Origin of the sequence: Enterobacter sp. BNK-16, assembly GCF_048684955.1 — a bacterium.
Taxonomy (GTDB): Bacteria; Pseudomonadota; Gammaproteobacteria; order Enterobacterales; family Enterobacteriaceae; genus Enterobacter; species Enterobacter bugandensis.
This window is the reverse complement of the sequence record NZ_JBLQTQ010000001.1, coordinates 479880-505872: the sequence shown is the minus strand read 5'-3', so window position 1 is coordinate 505872 and position 25993 is coordinate 479880. Positions and strand designations below refer to the sequence as shown.

At 55.6% G+C, this 25993-nt stretch carries 25 protein-coding genes; 11 read left to right on the top strand and 14 right to left on the bottom strand.

Annotated elements, in window-relative coordinates; translation table 11 throughout:
* From ACMGGH_RS02405 to ACMGGH_RS02370, 8 genes are all read left to right on the top strand, one after another.
* Entirely contained in the window at positions 1–198 is a 198-nt protein-coding gene (locus tag ACMGGH_RS02405) for a CPCC family cysteine-rich protein (RefSeq protein WP_232948987.1), read from the top strand.
* 868 nt (positions 199–1066) lie between these two features.
* Positions 1067–1987 (top strand): transcriptional regulator TdcA, encoded by a 921-nt coding sequence (tdcA, locus tag ACMGGH_RS02400; protein ID WP_028014518.1) that lies wholly within the window; start codon positions 1067–1069, stop codon positions 1985–1987.
* A gap of 96 nt (positions 1988–2083) precedes the next feature.
* Entirely contained in the window at positions 2084–3073 is a 990-nt protein-coding gene (tdcB, locus tag ACMGGH_RS02395; protein ID WP_232948986.1) for a bifunctional threonine ammonia-lyase/L-serine ammonia-lyase TdcB, read from the top strand.
* 9 nt (positions 3074–3082) lie between these two features.
* On the top strand, positions 3083–4414 hold the full coding sequence (gene tdcC, locus ACMGGH_RS02390; RefSeq protein ID WP_232948985.1) for a threonine/serine transporter TdcC: 1332 nt from the start codon (positions 3083–3085) through the stop codon (positions 4412–4414).
* A gap of 29 nt (positions 4415–4443) precedes the next feature.
* On the top strand, positions 4444–5652 hold the full coding sequence (gene tdcD / locus ACMGGH_RS02385) for a propionate kinase (RefSeq protein WP_232948984.1): 1209 nt from the start codon (positions 4444–4446) through the stop codon (positions 5650–5652).
* 15 nt (positions 5653–5667) lie between these two features.
* Positions 5668–7962, top strand: coding sequence for a formate C-acetyltransferase (gene pflB, locus ACMGGH_RS02380; protein ID WP_232948983.1), 2295 nt, complete (start codon positions 5668–5670; stop codon positions 7960–7962).
* 273 nt (positions 7963–8235) lie between these two features.
* Positions 8236–9567, top strand: a complete 1332-nt coding sequence (locus ACMGGH_RS02375) for an amino acid permease (RefSeq protein ID WP_041907950.1) — start codon at positions 8236–8238, stop codon at positions 9565–9567.
* 20 nt (positions 9568–9587) lie between these two features.
* Positions 9588–10889, top strand: coding sequence for a serine dehydratase subunit alpha family protein (locus ACMGGH_RS02370; protein WP_232948982.1), 1302 nt, complete (start codon positions 9588–9590; stop codon positions 10887–10889).
* Positions 10890–10936: 47 nt separating this feature from the next.
* On the opposite strand, the gene ACMGGH_RS02365 is transcribed toward ACMGGH_RS02370, so the two are convergent.
* Positions 10937–11638: a pirin family protein gene (locus ACMGGH_RS02365; protein ID WP_022649481.1), complete on the bottom strand. Its 702-nt coding sequence runs from the start codon at positions 11636–11638 to the stop codon at positions 10937–10939.
* Positions 11639–11742: 104 nt separating this feature from the next.
* Here ACMGGH_RS02365 and yhaJ point away from each other — a divergent pair, with 104 nt between their 5' ends.
* Positions 11743–12645, top strand: coding sequence for a DNA-binding transcriptional regulator YhaJ (yhaJ, locus tag ACMGGH_RS02360; protein ID WP_003862655.1), 903 nt, complete (start codon positions 11743–11745; stop codon positions 12643–12645).
* 41 nt (positions 12646–12686) lie between these two features.
* Here yhaJ and ACMGGH_RS02355 read toward each other — a convergent pair whose 3' ends face one another.
* The 11 genes from ACMGGH_RS02355 to ACMGGH_RS02305 form a co-directional block, all read right to left on the bottom strand.
* Positions 12687–13052, bottom strand: coding sequence for a DUF805 domain-containing protein (locus tag ACMGGH_RS02355; protein ID WP_028014511.1), 366 nt, complete (start codon positions 13050–13052; stop codon positions 12687–12689).
* 105 nt (positions 13053–13157) lie between these two features.
* Entirely contained in the window at positions 13158–14144 is a 987-nt protein-coding gene (locus ACMGGH_RS02350; protein ID WP_193050533.1) for a glutathione S-transferase family protein, read from the bottom strand.
* Positions 14145–14216: 72 nt separating this feature from the next.
* Positions 14217–14609: a DoxX family protein gene (locus ACMGGH_RS02345; RefSeq protein WP_014833394.1), complete on the bottom strand. Its 393-nt coding sequence runs from the start codon at positions 14607–14609 to the stop codon at positions 14217–14219.
* 240 nt (positions 14610–14849) lie between these two features.
* On the bottom strand, positions 14850–15146 hold the full coding sequence (locus ACMGGH_RS02340) for a YqjK-like family protein (RefSeq protein WP_014885330.1): 297 nt from the start codon (positions 15144–15146) through the stop codon (positions 14850–14852).
* Positions 15143–15541: a phage holin family protein gene (locus ACMGGH_RS02335; protein WP_041907961.1), complete on the bottom strand. Its 399-nt coding sequence runs from the start codon at positions 15539–15541 to the stop codon at positions 15143–15145. The genes ACMGGH_RS02340 and ACMGGH_RS02335 overlap by 4 nt, the downstream gene beginning before the upstream one ends.
* A 1-nt stretch (position 15542) precedes the next feature.
* Positions 15543–15848: a DUF883 family protein gene (locus ACMGGH_RS02330; protein WP_008503141.1), complete on the bottom strand. Its 306-nt coding sequence runs from the start codon at positions 15846–15848 to the stop codon at positions 15543–15545.
* A gap of 29 nt (positions 15849–15877) precedes the next feature.
* On the bottom strand, positions 15878–16246 hold the full coding sequence (locus ACMGGH_RS02325; RefSeq protein ID WP_028014508.1) for a DUF1090 domain-containing protein: 369 nt from the start codon (positions 16244–16246) through the stop codon (positions 15878–15880).
* Positions 16247–16389: 143 nt separating this feature from the next.
* Positions 16390–16773, bottom strand: coding sequence for an EnvZ/OmpR regulon moderator MzrA (gene mzrA / locus ACMGGH_RS02320; RefSeq protein WP_150145179.1), 384 nt, complete (start codon positions 16771–16773; stop codon positions 16390–16392).
* A 2-nt stretch (positions 16774–16775) separates the two neighbouring features.
* Positions 16776–17438, bottom strand: coding sequence for a DedA family general envelope maintenance protein YqjA (yqjA, locus tag ACMGGH_RS02315; RefSeq protein ID WP_008503144.1), 663 nt, complete (start codon positions 17436–17438; stop codon positions 16776–16778).
* Between the two features lie 342 nt (positions 17439–17780).
* Positions 17781–18557 carry a transcriptional regulator ExuR gene (exuR, locus tag ACMGGH_RS02310; protein WP_028014506.1) on the bottom strand — a complete coding sequence of 259 codons (777 nt, stop codon included), beginning with the start codon at positions 18555–18557 and terminating at the stop codon, positions 17781–17783.
* A 115-nt stretch (positions 18558–18672) separates the two neighbouring features.
* Entirely contained in the window at positions 18673–19971 is a 1299-nt protein-coding gene (locus ACMGGH_RS02305; protein ID WP_028014505.1) for an MFS transporter, read from the bottom strand.
* 476 nt (positions 19972–20447) lie between these two features.
* On the opposite strand from ACMGGH_RS02305, the gene uxaC reads away from it, so the two are divergent.
* A complete protein-coding gene (gene uxaC / locus ACMGGH_RS02300; RefSeq protein ID WP_048999508.1) occupies positions 20448–21860 on the top strand; it encodes a glucuronate isomerase in 1413 nt (470 codons plus the stop codon).
* A gap of 17 nt (positions 21861–21877) precedes the next feature.
* On the top strand, positions 21878–23365 hold the full coding sequence (locus tag ACMGGH_RS02295) for a UxaA family hydrolase (protein ID WP_192987517.1): 1488 nt from the start codon (positions 21878–21880) through the stop codon (positions 23363–23365).
* 140 nt (positions 23366–23505) lie between these two features.
* Here the strand turns inward: ACMGGH_RS02295 and sstT are convergent, their stop codons facing one another.
* Positions 23506–24747, bottom strand: a complete 1242-nt coding sequence (gene sstT / locus ACMGGH_RS02290; RefSeq protein ID WP_028014502.1) for a serine/threonine transporter SstT — start codon at positions 24745–24747, stop codon at positions 23506–23508.
* Positions 24748–24958: 211 nt separating this feature from the next.
* Positions 24959–25924, bottom strand: a complete 966-nt coding sequence (locus tag ACMGGH_RS02285) for a TerC family protein (RefSeq protein WP_126300141.1) — start codon at positions 25922–25924, stop codon at positions 24959–24961.
* Positions 25925–25993: the final 69 nt, after the last annotated feature.

Here is a 25993-nt window from a genome sequence, read left to right as displayed (position 1 = left end):
ATGATTGATCTCGTACACCCCTGCCCTTGCTGCGGTCAATATGAGTTTCCCGAAGAAGGTAGTTACGAGATTTGTCCAGTTTGTAACTGGGAAGATGATCCCGTTCAAGCTGAGGACCCTGACTACCGAGGCGGGGCTAATGTCATGAGTTTGAACGAAGCACGCGAAGCATTTCGACAAAGTCGAATTGTTAGTTAACCGCTTTCAGGGATTTAATCTGTGAATGAAGTGGCTGGTTTTGTCCCGGCCTTTCTTTTGTCTGTTAACCAGCTTTATCTGTCACAAAAGTGAGATACAGTCTGCGACACATGACAATCCCAGCGCCGCAGATGCCTGACGTATGGTTGAACGAAGCCGGCTTATCGGTCAGCTTCAACTTCTTCCAGAACCCCGCTTCGGCGGGGTTTTTGCTTTTAGGGTTTCGTAGCCCAGGTATGCGCATCGCCACCCGGCAACTCGCACAAACGACATCAATTCTCATATTTGCGACATTAAGCACATTTCACTGCATGACCCTTTCTGGCATCGCTATGCCTACCGCAAACGATCGTTATCACAAAATTTCACCCTAAAAAATGGTGAATTTACAGTATTGTTAATTTGTTGCGAATGTTAATTGAACGATCGCAAATATTTTCTTATTTGATATAAACATATTGAAATTAAAAACATTCAGGCTATGAATGTGTGACGTATTCCACTGTTTATAAAAAGCTGTCCAAAAATCCTCTGCAAAATTTGATAATTTGAAAGAATGTTTAAAAGGAATAACGGTTATTTATTGGCCTTTAATTGTCTGAAAGTTCGTCTTTATTGATTTATTTAACGCAGAGAAATTTATCAAGGTTATCGCCATAAAATAAATTTATTACTGCTGATTTTATTGATCGATATCAGCGTAATGGTGTGCTTTTGATTTTATATAGCATTGATTATAAAGTATTTTTTGGGTTCTTGTTGTGCCCGTAAAATGCGCGGGGAAGCAAATTGTGAGTAACAGCACATACCCCCTGAAACATTATTGGGTAGAATCCGCTGCGTCATAGGGAAATAAGCGCAGAATATTATGAATACTATTATTCTACCGAAAACTCAGCACCTCGTGGTATTTCAGGAAGTCATTAAAAGTGGCTCCATAGGTTCTGCCGCAAGACAACTAGGCCTGACGCAACCCGCCGTCAGCAAAATCATCAGCGACATCGAATCCTACTTCGGGGTGGAAGTGATGGTGCGTAAAAACACCGGCGTAAAACTCACTGCCGCTGGTCAGGTGCTGCTGTCATACGCTGAGTCGATCACCCGCGAAATGAAAAACATGGTGAGCGAAATCAACAGCCTCAGTTTTAGTACCGTCATGGACGTCTCCTTTGGCTATCCGTCGCTGATTGGCTTCACCTTCCTGTCTGAGATGATCAAAAAATTCAGGGAAGTGTTCCCGAAAGCGCGCGTCTCCATGTATGAAGCGCAGCTCTCTTCATTCCTGCCCGCCATTCGCGACGGTCGGCTGGATTTTGCCATCGGTACCCTGAGCGACGGAATGTTGCTTCAGGATCTTCACGTTGAGCCACTGTTTGAATCCGAGTTTGTGCTGGTGGCGAGTAAATCACGAACGTGCACCGGCCCGACCAGACTGGCATCACTTACGCATGAGCAGTGGGTGATGCCGCAAACCGATATGGGCTACTACAACGAACTCCTGACCACCCTGCAAGACAACCACATCAGCATTGAAAATATCGTCCAGACCGATTCCGTCGTCACCATTTATAACCTTGTCCTGAATGCCGATTACCTGACGGTGATCCCCCGCGACATGATTGCGCCGTTCGGCTCAGACCAGTTTATTGTGCTGCCCGTGGAAGATGAATTACCCGTGGCGCGCTATGCCGCCGTGTGGTCGAAAAATTACAGTATTAAAAAATCGGCGTCAGTATTAGTTGAACTGGCAAAACAATATTCGTCGATGGATATCGATAAACGACGATAGAAATAATTAAGTTTTAAAACACCCGGAGCGACGCTTTTTAACGCTCTGATACCCTGACTTTGCCTGAAAAGAATGAATTATTATAACGAGGATATTATGCACATTACCTACGATCTCCCGGTGACCATTGAAGATATTCAGGACGCCAGAAAACGCCTGGCGGGGAAAATTTATAAAACCGGCATGCCGCGCTCAAATTATCTCAGCGAACGCTGTAAGGGTGAGATATTCCTGAAATTTGAAAATATGCAGCGTACCGGTTCGTTTAAAATACGCGGGGCGTTTAATAAGTTAAGTTCGTTGACGGACGCAGAAAAACGCAAAGGGATAGTGGCCTGCTCCGCAGGAAACCACGCTCAGGGGGTATCGCTCTCCTGTGCCATGCTCGGTATCGACGGCAAAGTGGTGATGCCGATGGGCGCGCCAAAATCCAAGGTCGCCGCTACCCGCGACTACTCGGCGGAAGTGGTGCTGCACGGCGAGAACTTTAACGACACCATCGCTAAAGTGAGCGAAATCGTCGAGATGGAAGGGCGCATCTTTATCCCGCCTTATGACGATCCGAAAGTCATTGCTGGCCAGGGCACCATCGGCCTCGAAATTCTTGAAGATCTTTACGACGTGGATAATGTGATTGTCCCTATCGGCGGCGGCGGGTTAATTGCCGGTATTGCGACAGCAATTAAATCCATCAACCCGACAATCAATATTATCGGCGTACAGTCTGAAAACGTTCACGGCATGGCCGCTTCCTGGCAGGCCGGAGAAATAACCAACCATCGCGTTACCGGCACATTAGCCGACGGCTGCGACGTGTCTCGTCCGGGTAAATTAACCTTCGAAATTGTTCGTGAACTGGTCGATGACATTGTGCTGGTGAGCGAAGACGATATTCGCAACAGCATGATTGCCCTTATTCAGCGAAATAAAGTGGTGACGGAAGGCGCGGGCGCGCTGGCCTGCGCGGCGTTATTAAGCGGCAAGCTTGACCACTATATTCAGGGCCGTAAAACCGTCTGCATTATTTCCGGCGGCAATATCGATCTCTCCCGTGTTTCCCAAATTACCGGCTTCGTTGACGCATAAAGGTGACCTATGAGCAACACAGAAAGCATTATCGTTGGCCAGACAAAAACGTCCTCCTGGCGTAAGTCTGACACCACATGGACGCTCGGCCTGTTTGGTACCGCCATTGGCGCAGGCGTGCTGTTCTTCCCCATTCGCGCAGGCTTTGGCGGACTGATCCCCATCCTGCTGATGCTGGTACTCGCCTTCCCGATTGCGTTTTACTGCCACCGCGCGCTGGCGCGCCTCTGTTTGTCCGGCAGCAACGTCTCCGGCAACATCACCGAGACGGTGGAAGAGCACTTCGGGAAAACCGGTGGGGTGGTGATCACCTTCCTCTACTTCTTCGCCATTTGCCCGCTGCTGTGGATTTACGGCGTCACCATTACTAACACCTTTATGACCTTCTGGGAAAACCAGCTCCAGATGCCTGCGCTGAACCGCGGCGTGGTAGCGCTGTTCCTGCTGCTGCTGATGGCCTTTGTGATCTGGTTCGGGAAAGACCTGATGGTGAAGGTGATGAGCTACCTGGTGTTCCCGTTCATTGCCAGCCTGGTGCTGATTTCCCTGTCGCTGATCCCGTACTGGAACTCGGCGGTGATCGACCAGGTCAACCTGAGCGATATCGCTTTTACCGGTCATGACGGCATTCTGGTCACGGTGTGGCTGGGGATCTCCATCATGGTCTTCTCCTTTAACTTCTCGCCCATCGTCTCCTCGTTCGTGGTCTCCAAGCGCGAAGAGTACGAGCCGGAGTTCGGGAAAGCATTCACCGAGCAGAAATGCTCCAAAATCATCGGTCGCGCCAGCCTGCTGATGGTGGCGGTGGTGATGTTCTTCGCCTTTAGCTGCCTGTTTACGCTCTCTCCGCAGAACATGGCGGATGCCAAAGCGCAAAACATTCCGGTGCTCTCTTACCTGGCGAACCACTTTGCCTCGATGTCGGGCAGTAAATCCACGTTCGCCACGGTGCTGGAATACGGCGCCTCCATCATCGCGCTGGTCGCTATCTTTAAATCCTTCTTCGGCCACTACCTGGGCACGCTGGAGGGGCTGAACGGTCTGATCCTCAAGTTCGGCTACAAGGGCGATAAGAAGAACGTCTCCGTCGGCAAGTTGAACACCATCAGCATGATTTTCATCATGGGCTCCACCTGGATTGTGGCCTACGCCAACCCGAACATTCTCGACCTTATTGAAGCCATGGGGGCGCCAATTATCGCTTCTCTGCTGTGTCTGCTGCCGATGTACGCCATTCGTAAAGCGCCCGCGCTGGCGAAATACAAAGGCCGGACCGAGAACATCTTCGTGACCGTGGTCGGCCTGCTGACCATTCTGAATATCGCTTACAAACTGTTCTAACCCAAAGCTCAGGAAGAGCGGAGTAACACATGACTGAATTTCCGGTAGTACTGGTTATTAACTGCGGATCGTCCTCCGTTAAGTTTTCGGTGCTGGACGCAGCAGGCTGCGATGCCCTGCTGACGGGCATTGCGGACGGCATCAACACTGAAAAAGCCTTTATTTCCGTGAACGGGGGTGAACCGGTCAGACTGGCTCACCAGGACTACGAAGGGGCGCTGGTCGCCATCGCCCTCGAGCTGGAGAAGCGCGACCTGATGAGCAGCGTGGCCCTGATTGGCCACCGCATCGCTCACGGCGGCGATCTCTTCAGCGAGTCGACCCTCATCACGGAAGAGGTCATTGAGCAGATCCGCCTGGTTTCCCCGCTGGCGCCACTGCATAACTACGCCAACCTGAGCGGCGTGGAAGCTGCAGAGCGCCTGTTCCCCGGCGTGCAGCAGGTGGCGGTATTTGACACCAGCTTCCATCAGACCATGGCGCCGCAGGTGTATCTGTACGGTCTGCCGTACCGCTATTTTGAAGAGCTGGGCGTGCGCCGCTACGGCTTCCACGGCACCTCTCACCGCTACGTGTCCGCGCAGGCGCACGCGCTCCTCGGGCTGTCCCCCGATGACAGCGGCCTGGTGATTGCCCATCTCGGCAACGGGGCGTCCATCTGCGCGGTGCGCAACGGTGAAAGCGTCGATACCTCAATGGGGATGACGCCGCTGGAAGGGTTGGTGATGGGCACGCGCTGCGGCGACGTGGACTTCGGCGCAATGGCGTGGATTGCCCAGCAGACCGGCCAGTCGTTCGAGGATCTGAAGCGCGTGGTCAACAAAGAGTCCGGGTTGCTTGGCATCTCCGGTATCTCCTCCGATTTACGCGCGCTGGAGAAAGCCTGGCATGACGGCAATGACCGGGCGCAGCTGGCGATAAAAACCTTTGTCCACCGCATAGCGCGGCATATCGCCGGTCACGCCGCGTCTCTGCACCGTCTGGATGGCGTGATCTTCACTGGCGGCATCGGTGAAAACTCCACGCTGATCCGCGCGCTGGTGGCGGAACATCTGAAGGTGTTTGGCATCGCGCTCGACGAGGCGAAAAACGCTCTGCCGGGCAGCGCGGGTGCGCGCGTCATCTCCACCGAGTCGTCCCGCGTGACCTGCGCGGTTATCCCTACCAACGAAGAAAAAATGATCGCGCTGGACGCCCTCCGTCTTGGGAAGGTCACCCCGGCTGCGGCTTACGCCTGATAAAGCGAGAATCACATGAAAGTAACAATCGATACGGGCGTCGCGCCTTACAGCGACGCATGGGCCGGGTTTCGCGGTGAAGAATGGAAAAATGCCGTTAACGTCCGCGATTTTATTCAGCATAACTACACCCCTTATGAAGGCGATGAAACTTTCCTCGCGCAGGCGACGCCAGCAACGACGGCGCTGTGGCAGAAGGTGATGGTCGGCATTCGCCAGGAGAATGCCACCCACGCCCCGGTGGATTTCGACACCAACATTGCCACCACCATTACCGCCCACGGACCGGGCTATATCGACCAGGATCTTGAGACGATCGTCGGCCTGCAAACCGACAAACCGCTCAAGCGCGCCCTGCATCCGTACGGCGGGATCAACATGATCCGCAGCTCGTTCGAAGCCTACGGGCGGGAAATGGATCCGCAGTTCGAATATCTGTTTACCGACTTGCGTAAAACCCACAACCAGGGCGTGTTTGATGTTTACTCCCCGGAGATGATGCGCTGCCGTAAATCTGGCGTGCTGACCGGTCTGCCGGACGGCTACGGGCGCGGGCGCATCATCGGCGATTACCGCCGCGTGGCGCTGTACGGCATCAGCTATCTGGTGCGCGAGCGTGAACTCCAGTTCGCCGATCTGCAGGGCAGGCTGGAGCGCGGTGAAGATCTGGAGGCGACGATCCGCCTGCGCGAGGAGCTGGCGGAGCATAAGCGTGCGTTGCTGCAGATCCAGCAGATGGCGGCGAACTATGGCTTTGATATTTCACGTCCGGCGATGAACGCGCAGGAAGCGGTGCAGTGGGTCTATTTTGCCTACCTTGCCGCAGTGAAATCCCAGAACGGCGGGGCGATGTCGCTGGGGCGCACGGCCTCGTTCCTTGATATCTACATTGAACGCGACATGCAGGCGGGGCGACTGAACGAGGTGCAGGCCCAGGAGCTGATCGACCACTTCATCATGAAGATCCGCATGGTGCGCTTCCTGCGCACGCCGGAGTTCGACACGCTCTTCTCCGGCGATCCGATCTGGGCCACGGAAGTGATCGGCGGCATGGGGCTGGATGGCCGTACGCTGGTGACCAAAAATAGCTTCCGCTACCTGCATACCCTTCATACCATGGGGCCCGCGCCGGAGCCGAACCTGACGATCCTCTGGTCTGAACAGCTGCCGATCGCGTTTAAGAAATACGCCGCACAGGTGTCGATCGTTACCTCGTCGCTGCAGTATGAGAACGACGATCTTATGCGCGCCGACTTCAACAGCGACGACTACGCCATTGCCTGCTGCGTCAGCCCGATGGTGATCGGCAAGCAGATGCAGTTCTTTGGCGCTCGCGCCAACCTCGCCAAAACGCTGCTGTACGCGATTAACGGCGGGGTGGACGAGAAGCTGAAGATCCAGGTCGGCCCGAAAACCGAGCCGCTGCTGGATGAGGTGCTGGGTTACGACACCGTGATGGCGAGCCTGGATCACTTTATGGACTGGCTGGCGGTGCAGTACATCAGCGCGCTGAATCTCATTCACTACATGCATGATAAGTACAGTTACGAAGCCTCGCTGATGGCGCTGCACGATCGTGACGTCTATCGCACCATGGCCTGCGGCATTGCCGGGCTGTCGGTGGCGGCGGATTCCCTGTCGGCGATTAAATACGCCACGGTGAAACCAGTGCGCGACCATACCGGCCTGGCGGTGGACTTCGTCATCGAAGGGGACTATCCGCAGTACGGCAATAATGACGATCGCGTGGACAGCATCGCCTGCGACCTGGTGGAACGTTTTATGAAGAAGATCCAGGCGCTGCCGACGTATCGCAACGCGGTGCCGACTCAGTCGATCCTGACTATCACCTCCAACGTGGTCTACGGCCAGAAAACGGGCAACACGCCGGACGGACGCCGCGGCGGCACGCCGTTTGCGCCTGGCGCCAACCCGATGCACGGTCGCGACAGAAAAGGGGCGGTGGCTTCGCTAACGTCGGTCGCCAAGCTGCCGTTTACCTACGCGAAAGACGGGATCTCCTATACCTTCTCCATTGTGCCGCAGGCGCTGGGCAAGGATGAACTGGTGCGCAAAACCAACCTGGTGGGGTTGCTGGATGGGTACTTCCATCACGAAGCGTCTATTGAGGGCGGGCAGCACCTGAACGTCAACGTCATGAACCGGGAGATGCTGCTGGATGCCATTGCCCATCCGGAGAACTACCCGAACCTGACCATCCGCGTATCCGGCTATGCAGTACGGTTTAACGCTCTGACGCGCGAGCAGCAGCAGGACGTGATTTCGCGGACGTTTACGCAAGCGATGTAATTCCAATTGCCATTGTGCCTCCTCCTTAGAGGAGGCTTTTAATTTCGTGAATATTGTCACATTTAGAAAATACCCTCCTCGTTTCCACCTCCAGTAGCAATTTTTCCTCCAGTGTCAGGAAATCCCTATAAAACTTGTGACTTTTTTCTCCCTTGCTCCGGCTATGATTTCCTCACACCAATAACAAACACCTGCTGCTCTCTGACTCGCAATCGCTGGCGATCGGAACCTAATAAAAACAATTGTTTACCCTACAAAATAAGCGAGTGCCCAATGAATATGGCAACTAATAGCAGTGTGATTGTGAGTGATTCCCCTGCGGCAAGGCGGGCGGGAATGAGCGAAAGCGAATGGCGAGAGGCGATCAAATTCGACAGCACCGACACGGGCTGGGTCATCATGAGTATCGGGATGGCCATCGGCGCGGGAATCGTTTTTCTTCCGGTGCAGGTTGGATTAATGGGGCTGTGGGTCTTTTTGCTCTCCTCGATTATTGGCTATCCGGCCATGTACCTCTTCCAGCGATTATTTATTAATACGCTGGCGGAATCCCCGGAATGTAAAGACTACCCGAGCGTGATTAGCGGTTATTTAGGTAAAAACTGGGGCATCTTATTAGGTGCGCTCTATTTCGTGATGCTGGTCATCTGGATGTTTGTCTATTCCACGGCTATCACCAACGACAGCGCATCTTATTTGCACACCTTCGGGGTCACCGAGGGGTTGCTGTCGGAAAATCCCTTCTACGGCTTATTCCTGATCTGTATTCTGGTCGCCATCTCTTCGCGTGGTGAAAAGCTGCTGTTTAAAGTCTCCAGTCTGATGGTGCTGACCAAATTATTTGTGGTGGCGGCGCTGGGGCTTTCGATGATTGGTCTCTGGCATTTAGCCAACGTGGGCATGCTGCCGCCAATGGGGTTGCTGATAAAAAATGCCATTATTACGCTGCCCTTTACCTTAACCTCCATTCTGTTTATTCAGACCTTAAGCCCGATGGTGATTTCCTATCGTTCACGGGAAAAATCCGTTGAGGTGGCGCGTCATAAGGCGCTGCGGGCGATGAATATCGCCTTTGGCATACTGTTTGTCACGGTCTTCTTCTACGCCGTCTCTTTCACCCTGGCGATGGGACACGACGAAGCGGTGAAAGCCTACGAGCAGAACATTTCCGCCCTGGCGATTGCGGCGCAGTTTATCAGCGGCGACGGCGCGGGCTGGGTCAAAATCGTCAGCGTGATCCTCAATATTTTTGCCGTTATGACCGCCTTCTTCGGTGTCTATCTCGGCTTCCGCGAAGCCACGCAGGGGATCGTGATGAATATCCTGCGCCGTAAAATGCCGGCTGAACGTATTAATGAAAGCATCGTCCAGCGCGGGATCATGCTGTTCGCTATCCTGCTGGCCTGGAGCGCGATCGTGTTAAACGCGCCGGTACTGAGCTTCACCTCTATCTGTAGCCCCATCTTCGGCATGGTGGGCTGCCTGATCCCTGCGTGGCTGGTCTACAAGGTACCGGCACTGCATAAATATAAGGGCGTATCGCTGGTGATTATTGTCATCACCGGGCTGCTGCTTTGTGTTTCTCCTTTCCTCGCATTTTCCTGAGGGCAAATAAGGTCGTAACGATGTCTGAGCAAACTCATCCTTTATGGAATCAATTTATTCGCGTAGTGCAGGAAGAAGTTAAGCCTGCGCTGGGGTGCACCGAGCCCGTTTCTCTGGCCCTTGCCTGTGCGATTGCCGCAGAGCAACTGCCCGGCGACGTCACGAAGATTGAGGCGTGGGTATCGCCGAATCTGATGAAGAACGGGCTTGGCGTAACGGTGCCGGGCACCGGCATGGTCGGGCTGCCCATTGCGGCGGCGCTGGGTGCCATCGGTGGCAATGCGCAGGCGGGGCTGGAGGTGCTGAAAGATGTCACCGCCGATGCGCTGGCGCGGGCCAAAGCAATGCTTAACGCCGGTCTGGTGCAGGTGAAATTGCAGGAGCCGTGCGATGAGATCCTCTATTCACGTGCCTGCGTCTACGCCGGTGAGGCCTCGGCCATGGTGACCATTGCGGGCGGACATACCCGCGTGGTGGAGGTGGTTTGTCAGGGCGAAACGCGCTTCAGTCTTGACGAGCGGCAGGCCGAGGTAAGTAACGATCCGCTGGCGGTACTGTCAAACACCACGCTCTCGCAGATCCTGGAGTTTGTCGAACAGGTTCCGTTCGAGGCGATCCGCTTTATCCTGGATGCAGGGCAACTGAACGACGCGCTCTCTCGTGAAGGGCTTAGCGGGAAGTGGGGGCTACACATTGGCGCCACCCTCAATAAGCAGCGCGCACGCGGATGGATGGCGCAGGATCTGGGTTCAGACATCGTTATCCGCACCAGTGCGGCCTCGGATGCCCGCATGGGCGGCGCGACGCTGCCGGCGATGAGCAACTCGGGCTCCGGGAATCAGGGAATTACAGCCACCATGCCGGTTGTCGTGATCGCTGAACATGTTCAGGCCGATGACGAACGGCTGGCGCGGGCGCTGATGCTCTCGCATCTGTCGGCTATCTACATCCATTACCAGCTTCCGCGTTTGTCCGCGCTGTGTGCGGCGACAACGGCCGGTATGGGGGCCGCCGCAGGGATGGCGTGGCTGATGGGCGGAAGCTATCAGACGATTGCAATGGCCATCGGCAGTATGATCGGTGACGTCAGCGGGATGATCTGCGACGGGGCGTCTAACAGCTGCGCCATGAAAGTCTCGACCAGCGTCACCAGCGCCTGGAAAGCCGTGATGATGGCGCTGGATGAGTCGGGCGTGACGGGCAACGAGGGGATTGTAGCGCACGACGTGGAACAGTCTATCTCTAACCTGTGCGCCCTGGCGTGCCGCTCAATGCAGGCAACGGACCGGCAGATTATTGAGATTATGGCGAGTAAGGTGTAAAAATTTCCCCTCTCCCCATTGGGGAGAGGGCCAGGGTGAGAGGGGCTTTAAACCGGCAAATCAATCAGCAGCGCGCGCAGCGGCGTATCCGCCACCAGGGTGATATTCGCTTCGTCACGAATAAACGCCCCGTCGCCGCAGGTGAGCGCTTCTTTCTCTTCCGCGTGCGTTACCGCATGCACCGTACCGTGAATGGACTGCAAATAGGCGCGCGGGCCGTGCAGCTGGAAGCTTGCCTGTTCACCTTTTTTCAGTTCGATATGGTGCAGCCATACCTGCTGTCGCAGCTGCAAGCTGCCCTTGCTGCCGTCAGGCGAGGCAATCAGCTGCTGTTTATCGCCCTTCAGATCTATTTTCTGCACCAGCGGGTTTTCTCGCTCAGGGCACGCGTCGAGCCACAGCTGCATGCGCGTCAGCGTTTTGTCTTTGCTGAGGTTATGCTCGCTGTAGCTGATGCCCGGCTGCGTGGAAATTAACAACGCTTCGCCAGCCTTTGCCTGGACATGATTGCCCTCGCTATCGCGGTATTCTGCCTCGCCTTCCAGGATCAGGTTCAGGATATCGACTTTCGGATACGTACGCGGCTGGAAGGAGGCGCCCGGGGCGAGCACTTCCTGGTTCAACACGCGCAGTGAAGCGTAACCGAGGAGTTTAGGGTCAAAGTAGTGTCCAAAGGAAAAGGTGTAGCGGGCCTGCAGCCAACCGAAATCGGCTTGTCCGCACTGTTTCGCTGTTCTTGTCGTAATCATAAACTTGACCTCTCTTTACACTAAAACAATGGTAAAGGTATGGACGCTGCATTGTTAGCCAGATATTCTGCCTGGTATGTTCAAATTTCCTGAATGAGAACGAGATGGCTAAAGAGAGAGCATTGACGCTTGAGGCGCTTCGCGTCATGGACGCGATTGACCGGCGCGGCAGCTTTGCCGCGGCGGCAGATGAACTGGGGCGCGTTCCGTCTGCGCTAAGCTACACCATGCAAAAACTGGAGGAAGAGCTGGACGTCGTGCTCTTCGATCGCTCCGGTCATCGAACAAAATTCACCAACGTGGGGCGGATGCTGCTGGAGCGAGGTCGCGTGCTGCTGGAAGCGGCGGACAAGCTCACCACGGACGCCGAAGCGCTGGCGCGAGGCTGGGAAACCCACCTGACGTTAGTCACCGAAGCGCTGGTGCCGACCGAAGCGCTGTTCCCTCTGGTAGACCGCCTGGCGGCGAAGGCCAATACGCAGCTGTCGATCATCACCGAGGTGCTGGCCGGGGCGTGGGAGCGTCTGGAGACGGGCAGGGCGGATATCGTCATTGCGCCTGACATGCATTTCCGCTCATCGTCAGAAATCAACTCGCGCAAGCTCTACAGCGTCATGAACGTCTACGTCGCCGCGCCGGATCACCCGATTCACCAGGAGCCGGAGCCGCTCTCTGAAGTGACGCGCGTGAAGTACCGCGGCGTGGCGGTGGCGGATACCGCGCGTGAGCGTCCGGTGCTGACGGTCCAGCTGCTGGATAAACAGCCGCGTCTGACGGTCACGTCACTGGAAGACAAGCGGCAGGCGCTGCTGGCCGGTTTGGGCGTGGCGACGATGCCTTACCCGTTTGTGGAAAAAGATATTGCGGAAGGGCGACTAAGGGTGGTGAGCCCGGAGTACACCAGCGAAGTGGACATTATTATGGCGTGGCGCCGCGACAGCATGGGCGAAGCCAAATCGTGGTGCCTGCGCGAAATTCCAAAGCTCTTTGCGCATCACAACAAATAAGCGAGCAGGCCCGGTAAGCGTAAGCGCCACCGGGCAGTAATTTACGCGCCGATCTTAGGATCCGGACCAAAGCGGTTTTCGCCCGGCGTCCCGCTCTGACAGTTGAAAATTAAAATCACGATCCAGCCGACAAGCGGGATTAACAGCAACAGCAGCCACCACGCCGAACGATCGGTGTCGTGGAGACGACGAAACAGCACGGCCCATGAAGGCAGCAAAACCAGCAAGCCATAAATCGTAGTGAGTACGCCTTCACCGCCGGCGCGCTCCCAGCCGAGGATTTTATCCACGATGCCCAGCACCATAATCAGGACGAAGTTCACCAGAACGAACATCCAGTACTCTTTGCGGCGGGCGCGGCCACCAAATCCAACGTAGTTGCGCAGTACTTTTAAATACCAGTCCATTTTCCTTGCCTCTTAATCAGTCAATCACTTGTTTTCTAAGCGATCGAGGTAAGGATAGATGTATGCTGTGAATTAAAAAAGGGAATCAATTGATTCCCTAAATAATTATCCGAAACGCACGTCGCGCCCGTGCGGTTCATCCAGATCCTGCCACGGGCCAATGGAGATGATGCCCGTCGGGTTGATGGTCTTGTGGCTGCGGAAATAGTGAGTGCGAATATGGTCGAAGTTGACCGTCTCCGCGATCCCCGGCATCTGGTAGATGTCTCGCAGGAAACCATACAGGTTCAGGTAGTCGCTGATGCGGTGTTTATCGCACTTAAAGTGGGTGACATAGACCGGGTCAAAGCGAACCAGCGTGGTCCACAGGCGAATGTCCGCTTCCGTCAGGCGATCGCCCGTCAGGTAGCGATGCTGGCCCAGGATCTGCTCCAGGCGCTCCAGCGATTCAAACACCTTTCCGACCGCTTCGTCATAGGCTTCCTGGCTGGTGGCGAAACCGGCCTTATAGACGCCGTTGTTGACGTTGTCGTAAATCCAGCTGTTCAGCTCGTCAATTTTCTCGCGTAGCTCGACCGGGTAGTAATCCCCGGCGCGGGCGCCGTGCGCATCAAACGCGGTATTGAACATGCGGATGATTTCCGCGGACTCATTGCTGACGATCGTCTGGTTTTTCTTGTCCCACAGCACCGGCACGGTCACGCGTCCGGTGTAGTGCGGATCGGCGCGCAGATAGAGCTGGTACAGGAAATCGTGGTGATAAAGATCGTCGCCGGTTGCCGCAGGGAAATCACTGTCAAACGTCCAGCCGTTTTCCAGCATCAACGGGTTGACGACTGAAACCGGAATGAAGGATTCGAGGCCTTTTAGCTTGCGCACGATCAGCGTGCGGTGCGCCCACGGGCAGGCGAGGGAAACGTACAGATGATAACGATCTTTCTCCGCCGCGAAGCCCCCTTCGCCACTCGGGCCGGGGGCGCCGTCGGCGGTCAGCCAGTTACGGAAGGCCGAAACAGAGCGCTTAAAGCGTCCACCGGTGGATTTGGTGTCATACCAGACATCCTGCCAGACGCCGTCTACGAGTTGTCCCATTTTTTACTCCTCCGTCAGATAGCAAAAGCGAGGAGATGTCTCCTCGCTTTGTGTTTATTCAGTATAGCGTGCTTACCATTTCTTATTCAGAACGCGGTCGATGCTGTATGCGCCTGGGCCGGTGATCGCCAGCAGCAGGAAGCCACCCGCGATGGTCAGGTTTTTCATAAACATCAGTGAGTTCACGCCTTCCGCAAAGTTGCTGTGGAAGATGAACGCGGTCAGCAGGGTGAAGCCTGCGGTAAACAGCGCGGTGGTGCGGGTCAGGAAGCCGAACAGGACTGCAAGACCGCCGCCGAACTCAAGCAGAATGGTCAGCGGCAGCAGGAACCCCGGAACGCCCATGGCTTCCATATACTGCTGGGTACCCGCATATCCGGTGATTTTGCCCCAGCCTGCCACGATAAACAGAATTGGCATCAGAATACGCGCGACCAGTACACCAACATCTTCTAATTTTTTCATTTTACTCTCCAGGAAACCACATAAGCGGCTGAACATTATTTGTCTGCAATTCCGGGTAGATACCGCGGCTCTGCTGTCGATGGAGAGGAGTGTAAACGGGGCGGGTAGCAATTGTTAGCAAGGAAAACTGTCAATCTTCTTCAAAGATATTGAGTAAGGGCAGGTGCGCGCTTGTGCCCTCAGCCCACGGGGAGAAGGGCAAAAACAAAAACGGTAACCTGAGTTACCGTTTTGCGTTTATCACCGCAGCTGTTGTTGCCGCAACGTTGCTTTGACCAGACGCCAGGCGCTCCAGGCACCAAAACCGCGTCGGGCCCAGCGGATGAGCATATTCGGATGACGAACCGTCCAGATAGCCATCACGCTGCTGCCGACCAGCGCCCACGAACGCAGGCTCAGGAAGGTATTCCAGCCACGGTCAAACCGTCGCGTCGCGTCGATCCAGTCACGGCGGCTGGCAGACAGATCCAGCCGCTGCTGCTGGATCTGACTTAACAGGTACGCTTTTCGCTTCTGACGTTCCGCTTTATCGCTCACGGCTTGTCATCCTCCAGCAGGGCGCGATCGTTAGCCAGTTCCTGGCGCGTGTGGCGCAGGAAAGTGGACCTGCGCGCTTTACGCATCGTCCATATGCCGCCAATCAGCGCCGCGACCAGCAGAACGACGGTCGTGGCAATCATCGCGTTAAGTCGATACTGCGGGTCAATGGCCCAGATGATTAACACCATCAGGCTCATCAGACCAAACGCGGCGAAGAGCATGGTCAGCCCGAGCATCAGCAGCATCTGGAAGAGGTTCGCTTTCTCCTCTTCCAGTTCGACCACTGCCAGCCGGACGCGCGTTTCGGCAATCCCAACCAGCGTCGTTAAAATACGCTGGCCGATGCCGAGGACGTTATTAGCAGGCCCTTGTGCGTGACGAGGATCTTCCATATCAACGACGCGTCAGCAGGACACCCAGTACCACACCCACTGCGGCACCAATACCAACTCCCGTCCATGGATTGTCGCGCACATATTCATCTGCACGCGCAGCCGCTTCACGGGTCTGTTTCGCCAGTGCATCACCGGTTTCACCCAGGCGGTAGCGGCTCTCTTTCAGCGCCTGCTCCGCTTTGCTGCGCAGCTTGCTTACTTCTTCTTTCGACTTATCGGCAGAGGAGTTCAGCACCTCTTCAAGGGTATCGGCCAGGGATTTCAGTTCAGCGCGCAGATGTTCAGACGTCGTATCTTTTGACATGATTCTCTCCTGTTGAGATTTCCGTTAACTCAATAATCGCGAGCTTCCAGCGCTTTCAGGTCGTCCTGCGCCTCTTTCAACTTCTTCTCGCGCTTAGCAATTTTTTCCGCATCCCCTTTCTCTTTCGCTTCCTGCAGGTCTTGACGGCGCTCGGCTATCTCGTCCTTCTGTTCAGCGATTTTCTTTTGGTGATCGGCACGCAGCTTGCTGTCTGAACAGTTCGCTTTCACTTCGCTCAGCGCTTTTTTGAGACCATCAACACGGTGCTGATTGTTATGCTTTTCGGCATAACCGATCTCACGCTGAATATCCTGTTCTTTCTCCTGACAGAGAGAGTTTGCGAAGGTCGTTGTGCTTAAAGAAAAAAGGGCCAGAGCCAGGGTCATGCGGAATTTCATTATCGAAACCTTCCATTGTGCTGCGGGGTTAGCCGCTATCCAAAATGATGCGGAGTACATTCGAGGGGTGCTCCGCGTACTTAAGCATAGTAAGTAAACGGGGGATTCACCAAAGTGAGTGAAAAGATTCGGAATCCAGGAAGTTATCCAAACCGATGCGACGTATCGCGAATCAATGATAACCACGCGGCTGGCGGGTTGTCATCTTCCTGCTGGGCAATGATATAGCCGTGCGGCAGCGTACGGTCAAGAACCGCTTTCGCGGCAGCGCTCTGCGCACGGGAATCAAACTTAATCAGTAAAACATCGTCCTGCGGGGTGATGCTTTTAAAGTGGATGCCGTTTGCATCCAGATGATGCCAGACAGAAAAACCGTCAGGCACACCGCCCCCCTGGTTTACCGGGCGAATGGCCAGCGTAGCGTCCTGATGTGAAAGTGTGTTCCAGGCCAGCAGTACGGCGCTGAGCATCACCAGTGCAATAAAGGCACAGGCAAAGCGGCGCATGGCGAGCGGTGAGATAACCATCGTTAACCTCGCGCTCCGTATTTTTTCTTCCACAGGACAACCAGCGAGCCGATCAGGCCGAAGACCAGCAGAACAACAGGCAGCAGCATCAGGCAGGACATCAGCTGATCTTCATATTTCATGAAGACCGGCGTCTTACCCAGCGCATAGCCCAGCGTCGTCAGGATCAGAACCCATAACAGGCCGCTCATCCAGTTGAAGAACTGGAAGCGTGCGCTGCTCAACCCGGACAGCCCGGCAATGGTGGGCAGCAGGGTGCGCACAAAAGCGATAAAGCGGCCAATCAGCAGCGCGGAAAGCCCATGCTTATGGAACAGGTGGTGTGCCCGCTGGTGATAGTGCGCAGGCAGATGGGAAAGCCAGTTCTGTACTATTCGGGTATTGCCCAGCCATCTTCCCTGGATATAGCTCACCCAGCAGCCAAGGCTGGCCGCGACGGTCAGTAATAAAATGGTTTGCGGGAACGCCATTGCGCCTTTAGCACACAGCACGCCGACAAGCACCAGCAAACTGTCACCCGGCAAGAAGGCTGCAGGCAGCAAACCATTCTCAAGGAACAGAATCATAAACAAGACAAAATAGAGCATGCCAATCATGGAAGGGTTGGCCAGCGTTTCAAAATCCTGCGCCCAAAGGGCATGCAGCAGTTGGGTCAAAAGTTCCATTCAGTGTTCCTGGAAATCGGTTAACGTCTCGCCTGTTATCCGGGACAAACAGCACGGCGACATTGTTGTGATTTCATTATGGTCGCTCGCGGACACATTGCGGTGTGGCCAACACTGTTCCCTGTTAATTGGCTGGTTAGCAAGCACTAACTTCAAAATAACGAAGTGAATCCAATTGTAACAAAGCCCAACGTTCTGCGTCACAGAATTTGCAGGGTGAGGTGATTTTGGCGTAAGCCCTGAAAGTGAGCGAGGGATTTTACAAAGGCTGACACTATATATGTTTTGCTTACCCATTCAGGCGGGGAGGCGCAGCGAAGCGCCTGCCGGTAGAAAGGTCGCCTATTTTGCGCCGCTCGGGGCCGTATCGAGATGAACGACAGGATTATCGGCAAAAAGATAACGGTCAGCGTTAAATTCGAAGTCGTCGCTGGTTTCATTGAAGAGCATCTGCTTGGTGTTTTCCAGGTGCTGCCACATGGCGAGCTTCGCGGCGTGGGGGTCTTTACGAATCAGCGCCTTAAGAATTTGATCGTGGTCGTCACACCAGTTGTCCACGGTACGGGAATCAATATGATCGTGAAGTTTTTTCCAGTACGGGTTGTGAACGCGCTGAGTCCACATTTTCTCAACGATTGCCGCCAGCGCTGTATTCTGGGTTGCCAGGGCGACCTGAACGTGAAACTGCAGGTCCCACTCGGAATCACGGAAACATTTTTCCTTGCGAGCGTTCTCCTGGATCTCCATCAGCTTCATGATGTCCTGCTTGGTCACCTGCGTGGCGGCAAATTCGGCAATATTGCTTTCGATCAGCTGGCGAGCCTGGAGCAGCTCAAACGGACCGTAGCTGGCGAATTCTAGACTTTCATCCGCCACCGGAGAGTGTTTAGGCTGATTAGAAATAACGTGAATGCCGGAACCTTTGCGTACCTCAACGTAGCCTTCCACTTCCAGCATGATAATCGCTTCGCGCACCACGGTTCGGCTTACGCTTTTTTCATCCGCGATAAAGCGCTCGGCGGGAAGTTTATCACCGACAAGATAGACCCCTTGCTCGATGCGATCTTTCAGCTCGGCAGCAAGTTGTTGATATAAACGACGTGGTTCGGTGATTTCCATATGCGCTCCAGGCAGGGTACGGCAGATGATTTGTTATACCACTTTCACGGGATACTCTCCAGATTTTGCCATTAAAAAAGCCGCCCGGGGGCGGCTTCGGTAAAACGCATTTTCGCTAACTCTGCGTAGCCGGTCGCCCGAGAGACTCTTTCGCCAGCTCCTCTGCGGATTTGCTTTTCAGCACCGTCCAGATAACCACCGCGCCCATCAGGTCGAAGATAGCCAGTACCGCGAACAGCGGGCTGAAGCCGATGGTATCCGCCAGTGCGCCGACGACCAGCGCAAACATCGTACTTGCGGTCCAGGCGGCCATCCCGGTCAGGCCGTTGGCGGTGGCCACTTCGTTGCGACCGAAGACGTCAGAGGAGAGCGTAATCAGCGCGCCGGACAGGGACTGGTGCGCAAATCCACCGATGCACAGCAGGGCGATAGCCACATACGGACTGGTGAACAGGCCGATCATGCCCGGGCCAATCATCAGCAGGGCGCCCATGGTCACCACCATCTTACGGGAAACAATCAGGTTCACCCCAAACCAGCGCTGGAACAGCGGTGGCAGGTAGCCGCCCACGATACAGCCCAGGTCAGCGAACAGCATCGGCATCCAGGCGAACATCGCGATCTCTTTCAGGTTAAAGCCGTAGACTTTAAACATAAACAGTGGGATCCACGCGTTGAAGGTGCCCCAGGCCGGTTCAGCCAGGAAGCGCGGCAGGGCGATACCCCAGAACTGACGGGTGCCCAGGATCTGCCAGACGGACATCTTCTTGCCATTGTTGGTCTGATGCTGCGCTTCCTGACCACCAATAATGTATTCGCGTTCTTCCTCGGAGAGTTTTTTCTGATCGCGTGGGTGTTTATAGAAAACCAGCCACGCCATTGCCCAGGCAAAGCTCAACACGCCAGAGATAATGAATGCCATCTGCCAGCTGTGCATCACGATGGCCCACACCACCAGCGGTGGCGCAATCATTGCGCCGATGGACGAGCCCACGTTGAAGTAGCCCACCGCGATGGAACGTTCTTTTGCCGGGAACCACTCAGAGCTGGCTTTCAGCCCCGCCGGGATCATTGCGGCTTCTGCCGCACCGACCGCGCCACGGGCCAGCGCCAGACCGCCCCAGCTGCCTGCCAGTGCGGTTGCACCGCAGAATACCGCCCAGGCGATGGCGAAGAAGGCATAGCCGATTTTGGTACCCAGAATATCGAGAACATACCCAGCAACAGGCTGCATGACGGTGTAAGCGGCAGAATAGGCCGCGATGATGTAAGAGTATTGCTGCGTGGAGATATGCAGCTCTTCCATCAACGTCGGCGCCGCGGCTGCCACGGTGTTACGTGTCAGGTAGCCCAGCACGGTGCCCAGCGTCACCAGCGCGATCATATACCAACGTAACCCTTTAATTTTACGCATCTAAAACCTCATCGTTATGTTATTTCCGCGCCAGAGCACGGCAACCTCTCAACCGTTGCCGGGAGCAGTTGTGTAACGGGAGGGGCGTAGCCGGGAGAATGTCCCGGAACGGCCCGAACCTTGCCATAAGTAAGCGTGCATAAGTCGGTATCCGTACCGTTAAATCCGATGTGTCTCACACCGGTAACGCATTCCGTCGGCTTAGTGTTTGCGACGGCGAAACGATAACTTGTCATACAACTTTAAAAGGTGAGTGACATCACAAATGTATGATTCTTTGTAGGGACATTAATCGCTGCGCGCAAAGCCAGCAATGGCGCGGCCTGTAGAAGGGTTTACCCCATTGAGGGTAATTTATTTGTTAGCGTTTATTGATCTCACTCACGAAAAAAGCTTCGGTGGGTGGAAATTGGTGTGATAACTTTGCAGCATATGAACATACGCTTTCTGACGCTCCCGTAATGAGGAAGACGATAATGACGCCGTTTATGACCGACGATTTTCTGTTAGATACCGAATTTGCCCGCCGCCTGTACCACGACTACGCTAAAGACCAGCCGATTTTCGACTACCACTGCCACTTACCGCCGCAGCAGGTTGCCGAAAATTACCGTTTCAAAAACCTGTATGATATCTGGCTGAAGGGTGACCACTATAAATGGCGCGCAATGCGCACCAACGGCGTGGCCGAGCGCCTGTGTACCGGCGACGCGACCGATCGCGAGAAGTTCGACGCCTGGGCCGCTACCGTGCCGCACACCATCGGTAACCCGCTATACCACTGGACGCACCTCGAACTACGCCGTCCGTTTGGCATCACCGGCAAGCTGCTTTCTCCCGCTACGGCGGATGAGATCTGGGACCAGTGCAATGCGCTGCTGGCGCAGGATAACTTCTCCGCGCGCGGCATCATGAAGCAGATGAACGTGAAGATGGTGGGCACCACCGACGATCCGATTGACTCCCTGGAGCATCATGCCGTTGTCGCCAAAGACGCCTCTTTTGACATTAAAGTGCTGCCAAGCTGGCGCCCGGACAAAGCCTTCAACATCGAACAGGCCACCTTCACCGACTACATGGCGAAGCTGGCGGAAGTGTCCGATACCGACATCCGTCGTTTCGCTGACCTGCAAACCGCGCTGACCAAACGCCTGGACCACTTCGCGGCGCACGGCTGTAAAGTCTCTGACCACGCGCTGGACGTGGTGCTGTTCGCGGAATCCAACGAAGCTGAACTGGACAGCATCCTGGCGCGTCGCCTCTCCGGTGAATCGCTTAGCCAGCATGAAGTAGCGCAGTTCAAAACGGCGGTGCTGGTGTTCCTCGGTGCGGAATACGCCCGTCGCGGCTGGGTACAGCAGTACCACATCGGCGCGCTGCGCAATAACAACCAGCGCCAGTTCAAACTGCTGGGCGCGGACGTGGGCTTTGACTCCATCAACGACCGCCCGCTGGCGGAAGAGCTGTCAAAACTGCTGAGCAAACAGAACGAGCAAAACCTGCTGCCGAAAACCATTCTCTACTGCCTGAACCCGCGCGATAACGAAGTGCTGGGCACCATGGTGGGCAACTTCCAGGGCGAAGGTATGCCGGGCAAGATGCAGTTCGGATCCGGCTGGTGGTTCAACGATCAGAAAGACGGCATGGAGCGTCAGATGACGCAGTTGGCGCAGCTCGGTCTGTTAAGCCGTTTCGTGGGTATGCTGACCGACAGCCGCAGCTTCCTGTCCTATACCCGTCATGAATATTTCCGCCGCATCCTGTGCCAGATGATTGGCCGCTGGGTGCACGCGGGTGAAGCGCCAGCGGATATCCAGCTGCTGGGCGAAATGGTGAAAAACATCTGCTTTAACAATGCGCGTGACTACTTCGCCATTGAACTGAACTAAGGCCGTCTGAGGTTGATATGCAATACATCAAAATCCATTCGCTGGATAACTTGGCCGTCGCGCTGGCAGATTTAACCGAAGGCACGGAAGTAGCCTTCGATAACCAGTCGGTCACGTTGCGCCAGGCCATTGGACGTGGACACAAGTTTGCCCTGATCCCCATTGCAAAAGGGGAGAACGTGGTGAAGTACGGTTTGCCCATCGGCCATGCGCTGGCGGATATTGCGCCGGGTGAATATATTCATTCCCACAATACCCGCACCAATCTCAGCGATCTGGACGAGTACAGCTATCAGCCTGAACTACCGAAGGCAGGCGTGCAGGCGGGGGATCGTGAGGTGCAAATCTACCGTCGCGCAAACGGCGATGTGGGGATCCGCAACGAGCTGTGGATCCTGCCGACCGTCGGCTGCGTGAACGGCATTGCGCGTCAGATCCAGACCCGCTTTCTGAAGGAGACCCACGATGCCGAGGGTATCGACGGGGTACATCTGTTCAGCCACACCTACGGCTGCTCCCAACTGGGTGACGACCACATCAACACCCGCACCATGCTGCAAAACATGGTGCGCCACCCGAATGCGGGCGCGGTGCTGGTGATCGGCCTCGGCTGCGAGAACAACCAGGTCGACGCCTTCCGCGAGACGCTGGGAGAATTCGACCCTGAGCGCGTTCACTTCATGGTGTGCCAGCATCAGGACGACGAAGTGGAAGCGGGCGTTGAGCAGCTGCATCAGCTTTATGAGGTGATGCGCCACGACAGGCGCGAGCCGGGCAGGCTGAGCGAGCTGAAGTTTGGCCTGGAGTGCGGCGGGTCTGACGGTCTTTCCGGCATTACCGCTAACCCAATGCTGGGCCGCTTCTCGGATTACGTGATTGCCAACGGCGGCACGACGGTGCTGACCGAAGTGCCGGAGATGTTTGGCGCGGAGCGCATTCTGATGAGCCACTGCCGCGACGAAGAGACGTTTGAGAAGACCGTCACCATGGTGAACGACTTCAAACAGTACTTCATTGCCCACAATCAGCCGATTTACGAGAACCCGTCGCCGGGGAACAAGGCGGGCGGAATCACCACGCTGGAGGAGAAATCCCTCGGCTGCACCCAGAAAGCGGGGGCCAGCCAGGTGGTGGACGTTCTGCGCTACGGTGAACGCCTGAAAACCCACGGCCTGAACCTGCTGAGCGCACCGGGCAACGATGCGGTCGCCACCAGCGCGCTGGCGGGGGCGGGTTGTCACATGGTGTTGTTCAGCACCGGTCGCGGTACGCCGTACGGCGGTTTTGTGCCGACGGTCAAAATCGCCACCAACAGCGAGCTGGCGGCGAAGAAAAAGCACTGGATCGATTTCGACGCAGGCCAGCTGATCCACGGCAAAGCGATGCCGCAGCTGCTGACGGAGTTCGTGGATACTATCGTGGAGTTTGCTAACGGCAGGCAGACCTGTAACGAGAAGAACGACTTCCGCGAGCTGGCGATCTTTAAGAGTGGTGTGACGCTTTAAGTGTTTTGTCGGGTGGCGCTAGCGCTTACCCGACCTACTGAACTTTAATCGGTGCGGCCTGATGCCCTCACCCTGACCCTCTCCCACGGGGAGAGGGTACAAACACTAAAAACGGCAACCTCAGGGTTGCCGTTTTGCTGTTAACCTCGCAGCGCGTTCTTCGCTAAACGCGCGTCTTCCGCCTGGCACACGGCGGCGGTAAACATCACGTCGGTGGAGGAGTTGATCGCGGTTTCGCAGGAGTCCTGCAATACGCCGATGATAAAGCCCACCGCAACCACCTGCATGGCGATCTCGTTCGGGATGCCGAACATATTACACGCCAGCGGGATAAGCAGCAGGGAACCGCCCGCCACGCCGGATGCGCCGCAGGCACACAGCGAGGCCACCACGCTCAGCAGCAGCGCGGTGGGCAGATCCACCGGAATACCCAGCGTATTCACCGCGGCCAGCGTCAGCACCGTGATGGTGATGGCCGCTCCCGCCATGTTGACGGTCGCGCCCAGCGGAATGGATACGGAGTAAGTATCGCGGTCCAGATTCAGCTTCTCACACAGGGACATGTTGACCGGAATGTTTGCCGCCGAGCTGCGGGTGAAGAAAGCGGTCACGCCGCTTTCGCGCAGGCACATCAGCACCAGCGGGTAAGGATTACGTCGGGTCTGCAGGAACACCAGCAGCGGGTTAATCACCAGTGCCACGACGGCCATACAGCCAATCAGCACCAGCAGCAGCTGCGCATAGCCCCACAGCGCGCCGAAACCGGTGGTTGCCAGCGTGGATGCTACCAGACCGAAAATACCAATCGGCGCAAAGCGGATGACCACCGTCACGATAAACGTGACGGCGTGAGAAAGATCGTTAACCAGGTTTTTGGTCGTGTCGTTGCTGTGGCGCAGAGCGAAGCCGAGGCCGACGGCCCATACCAGGATCCCGATGTAGTTCGCGTTAATCAGGGCATGGATCGGGTTGGCGACAATACTCATCAGCAGGCCGTGCATCACCTCAACAATACCCGCGGGCGGCGTGATGTCGGTGGCGCCGGTGGTCAACTGCAGCGTAGACGGGAAGATAAAGCTAACGACAACCGCCGTCAGCGCGGCTGAGAACGTACCCAGCAGATACATCCACAGAATCGGGCGAATATTGGTTTTCTGCCCCTGCTGGTGGTTGGCGATTGAGGCCATCACCAGCGTTAAAACCAGAACCGGCGCGACCGCTTTCAGCGCGCCGACGAACAGCGTGCCCAGCAGGCCAGTGGCTTCGGCGGCAGGTTTTGAGATCAGTGCCAGCGCGACGCCGAACACCAGTCCAATCAGTATTTGCTTAACAAGGCTGCCGCGCGACAGGCGCGCAAGCAGGCCCGATGAGGATATCGTCATGAGTGTTCCTTAAGTGAAATTGCGTTCCATCCCGGCTGTGCTCTTAGTCACATTTATGTCCGGATGTAAGTAAATGTTTGCCTGGTCGAGTATAGGGAAAGTGTCTGCGGAGGGAAGCGTAAAATGCTGGATTTTACGTGTTGCGTCATGTTTTTTAACTATTGATTAACGAAAAATGCCCGGTAAGCGCAACGCCACCGGGCAAAAAGCACTAAGCCTGCTGCTTCTTATCGTGCTGGCGGTTAACCCAGGTATTGATAACCAGCGTCACCAGCAGAATGCCGAACACCACGCCAAGCGAAATGGCGATCGGGATGTGGTAGAAATCCACGATCAGCATCTTGATACCGATAAACACCAGGATCACCGACAGACCGTACTTCAGCATCGAGAAGCGCTCTGCCGCGCCTGCCAGCAGGAAATACATGGCGCGCAGACCGAGGATCGCAAACAGGTTAGAGGTCAGCACGATGAACGGATCAGTCGTCACCGCGAAGATTGCCGGGATGCTGTCTACCGCGAAAATCACATCGCTCAGCTCGACAAGAATCAGCACCAGCAGCAGCGGGGTAGCAAACAGCAGGCCGTTCTTACGCACGAAGAAGTGCTCGCTCTCGATCTTGTCCGTCATGCGCAGATGACCACGGATCCACTTCACCAGCGGCTTATCACCGATACCGGTATCGTCTTCTTTCGCCAGCGCCATTTTGACCCCGGTAAACAGCAGGAACGCGCCGAACACGTACAGCAGCCATTCGAACTGGGTAATTAGCCAGCTGCCGGCGAAGATCATGATGGTACGCAGGACAATGGCACCCAGCACGCCGTAGACCAGCACGCGGCGCTGCAATGCTGCAGGCACAGCAAAGTAGCTGAACAGCATCAGCCAGACGAAGACGTTATCAACCGCCAGGGCTTTTTCAATCAGATAACCGGTGAGGAAGGCGAGCGCCTGAGGATCGGCCACCGCACGGCCTTCAGTCGAGGCCAGATACCACCAGAAGGCGGCGCAAAAGAGGAGCGAGAGGGTAACCCAGACCAGCGACCAGACGGCGGCCTGCTTAACGCTCATGCCGTGCTCGCCGCGACGACCCTGCAAAAAGAGGTCGATCGCCAGCATGATGAGCACGACAACCGCGAATCCGCCCCACAGCATTGGAGTGCCGACAGAATGCATACTATTTTCCTTACACATAAAAAACAAAAACGGCCATGGTCAGAAGACGATAGCCGTTAGCTTTTTATG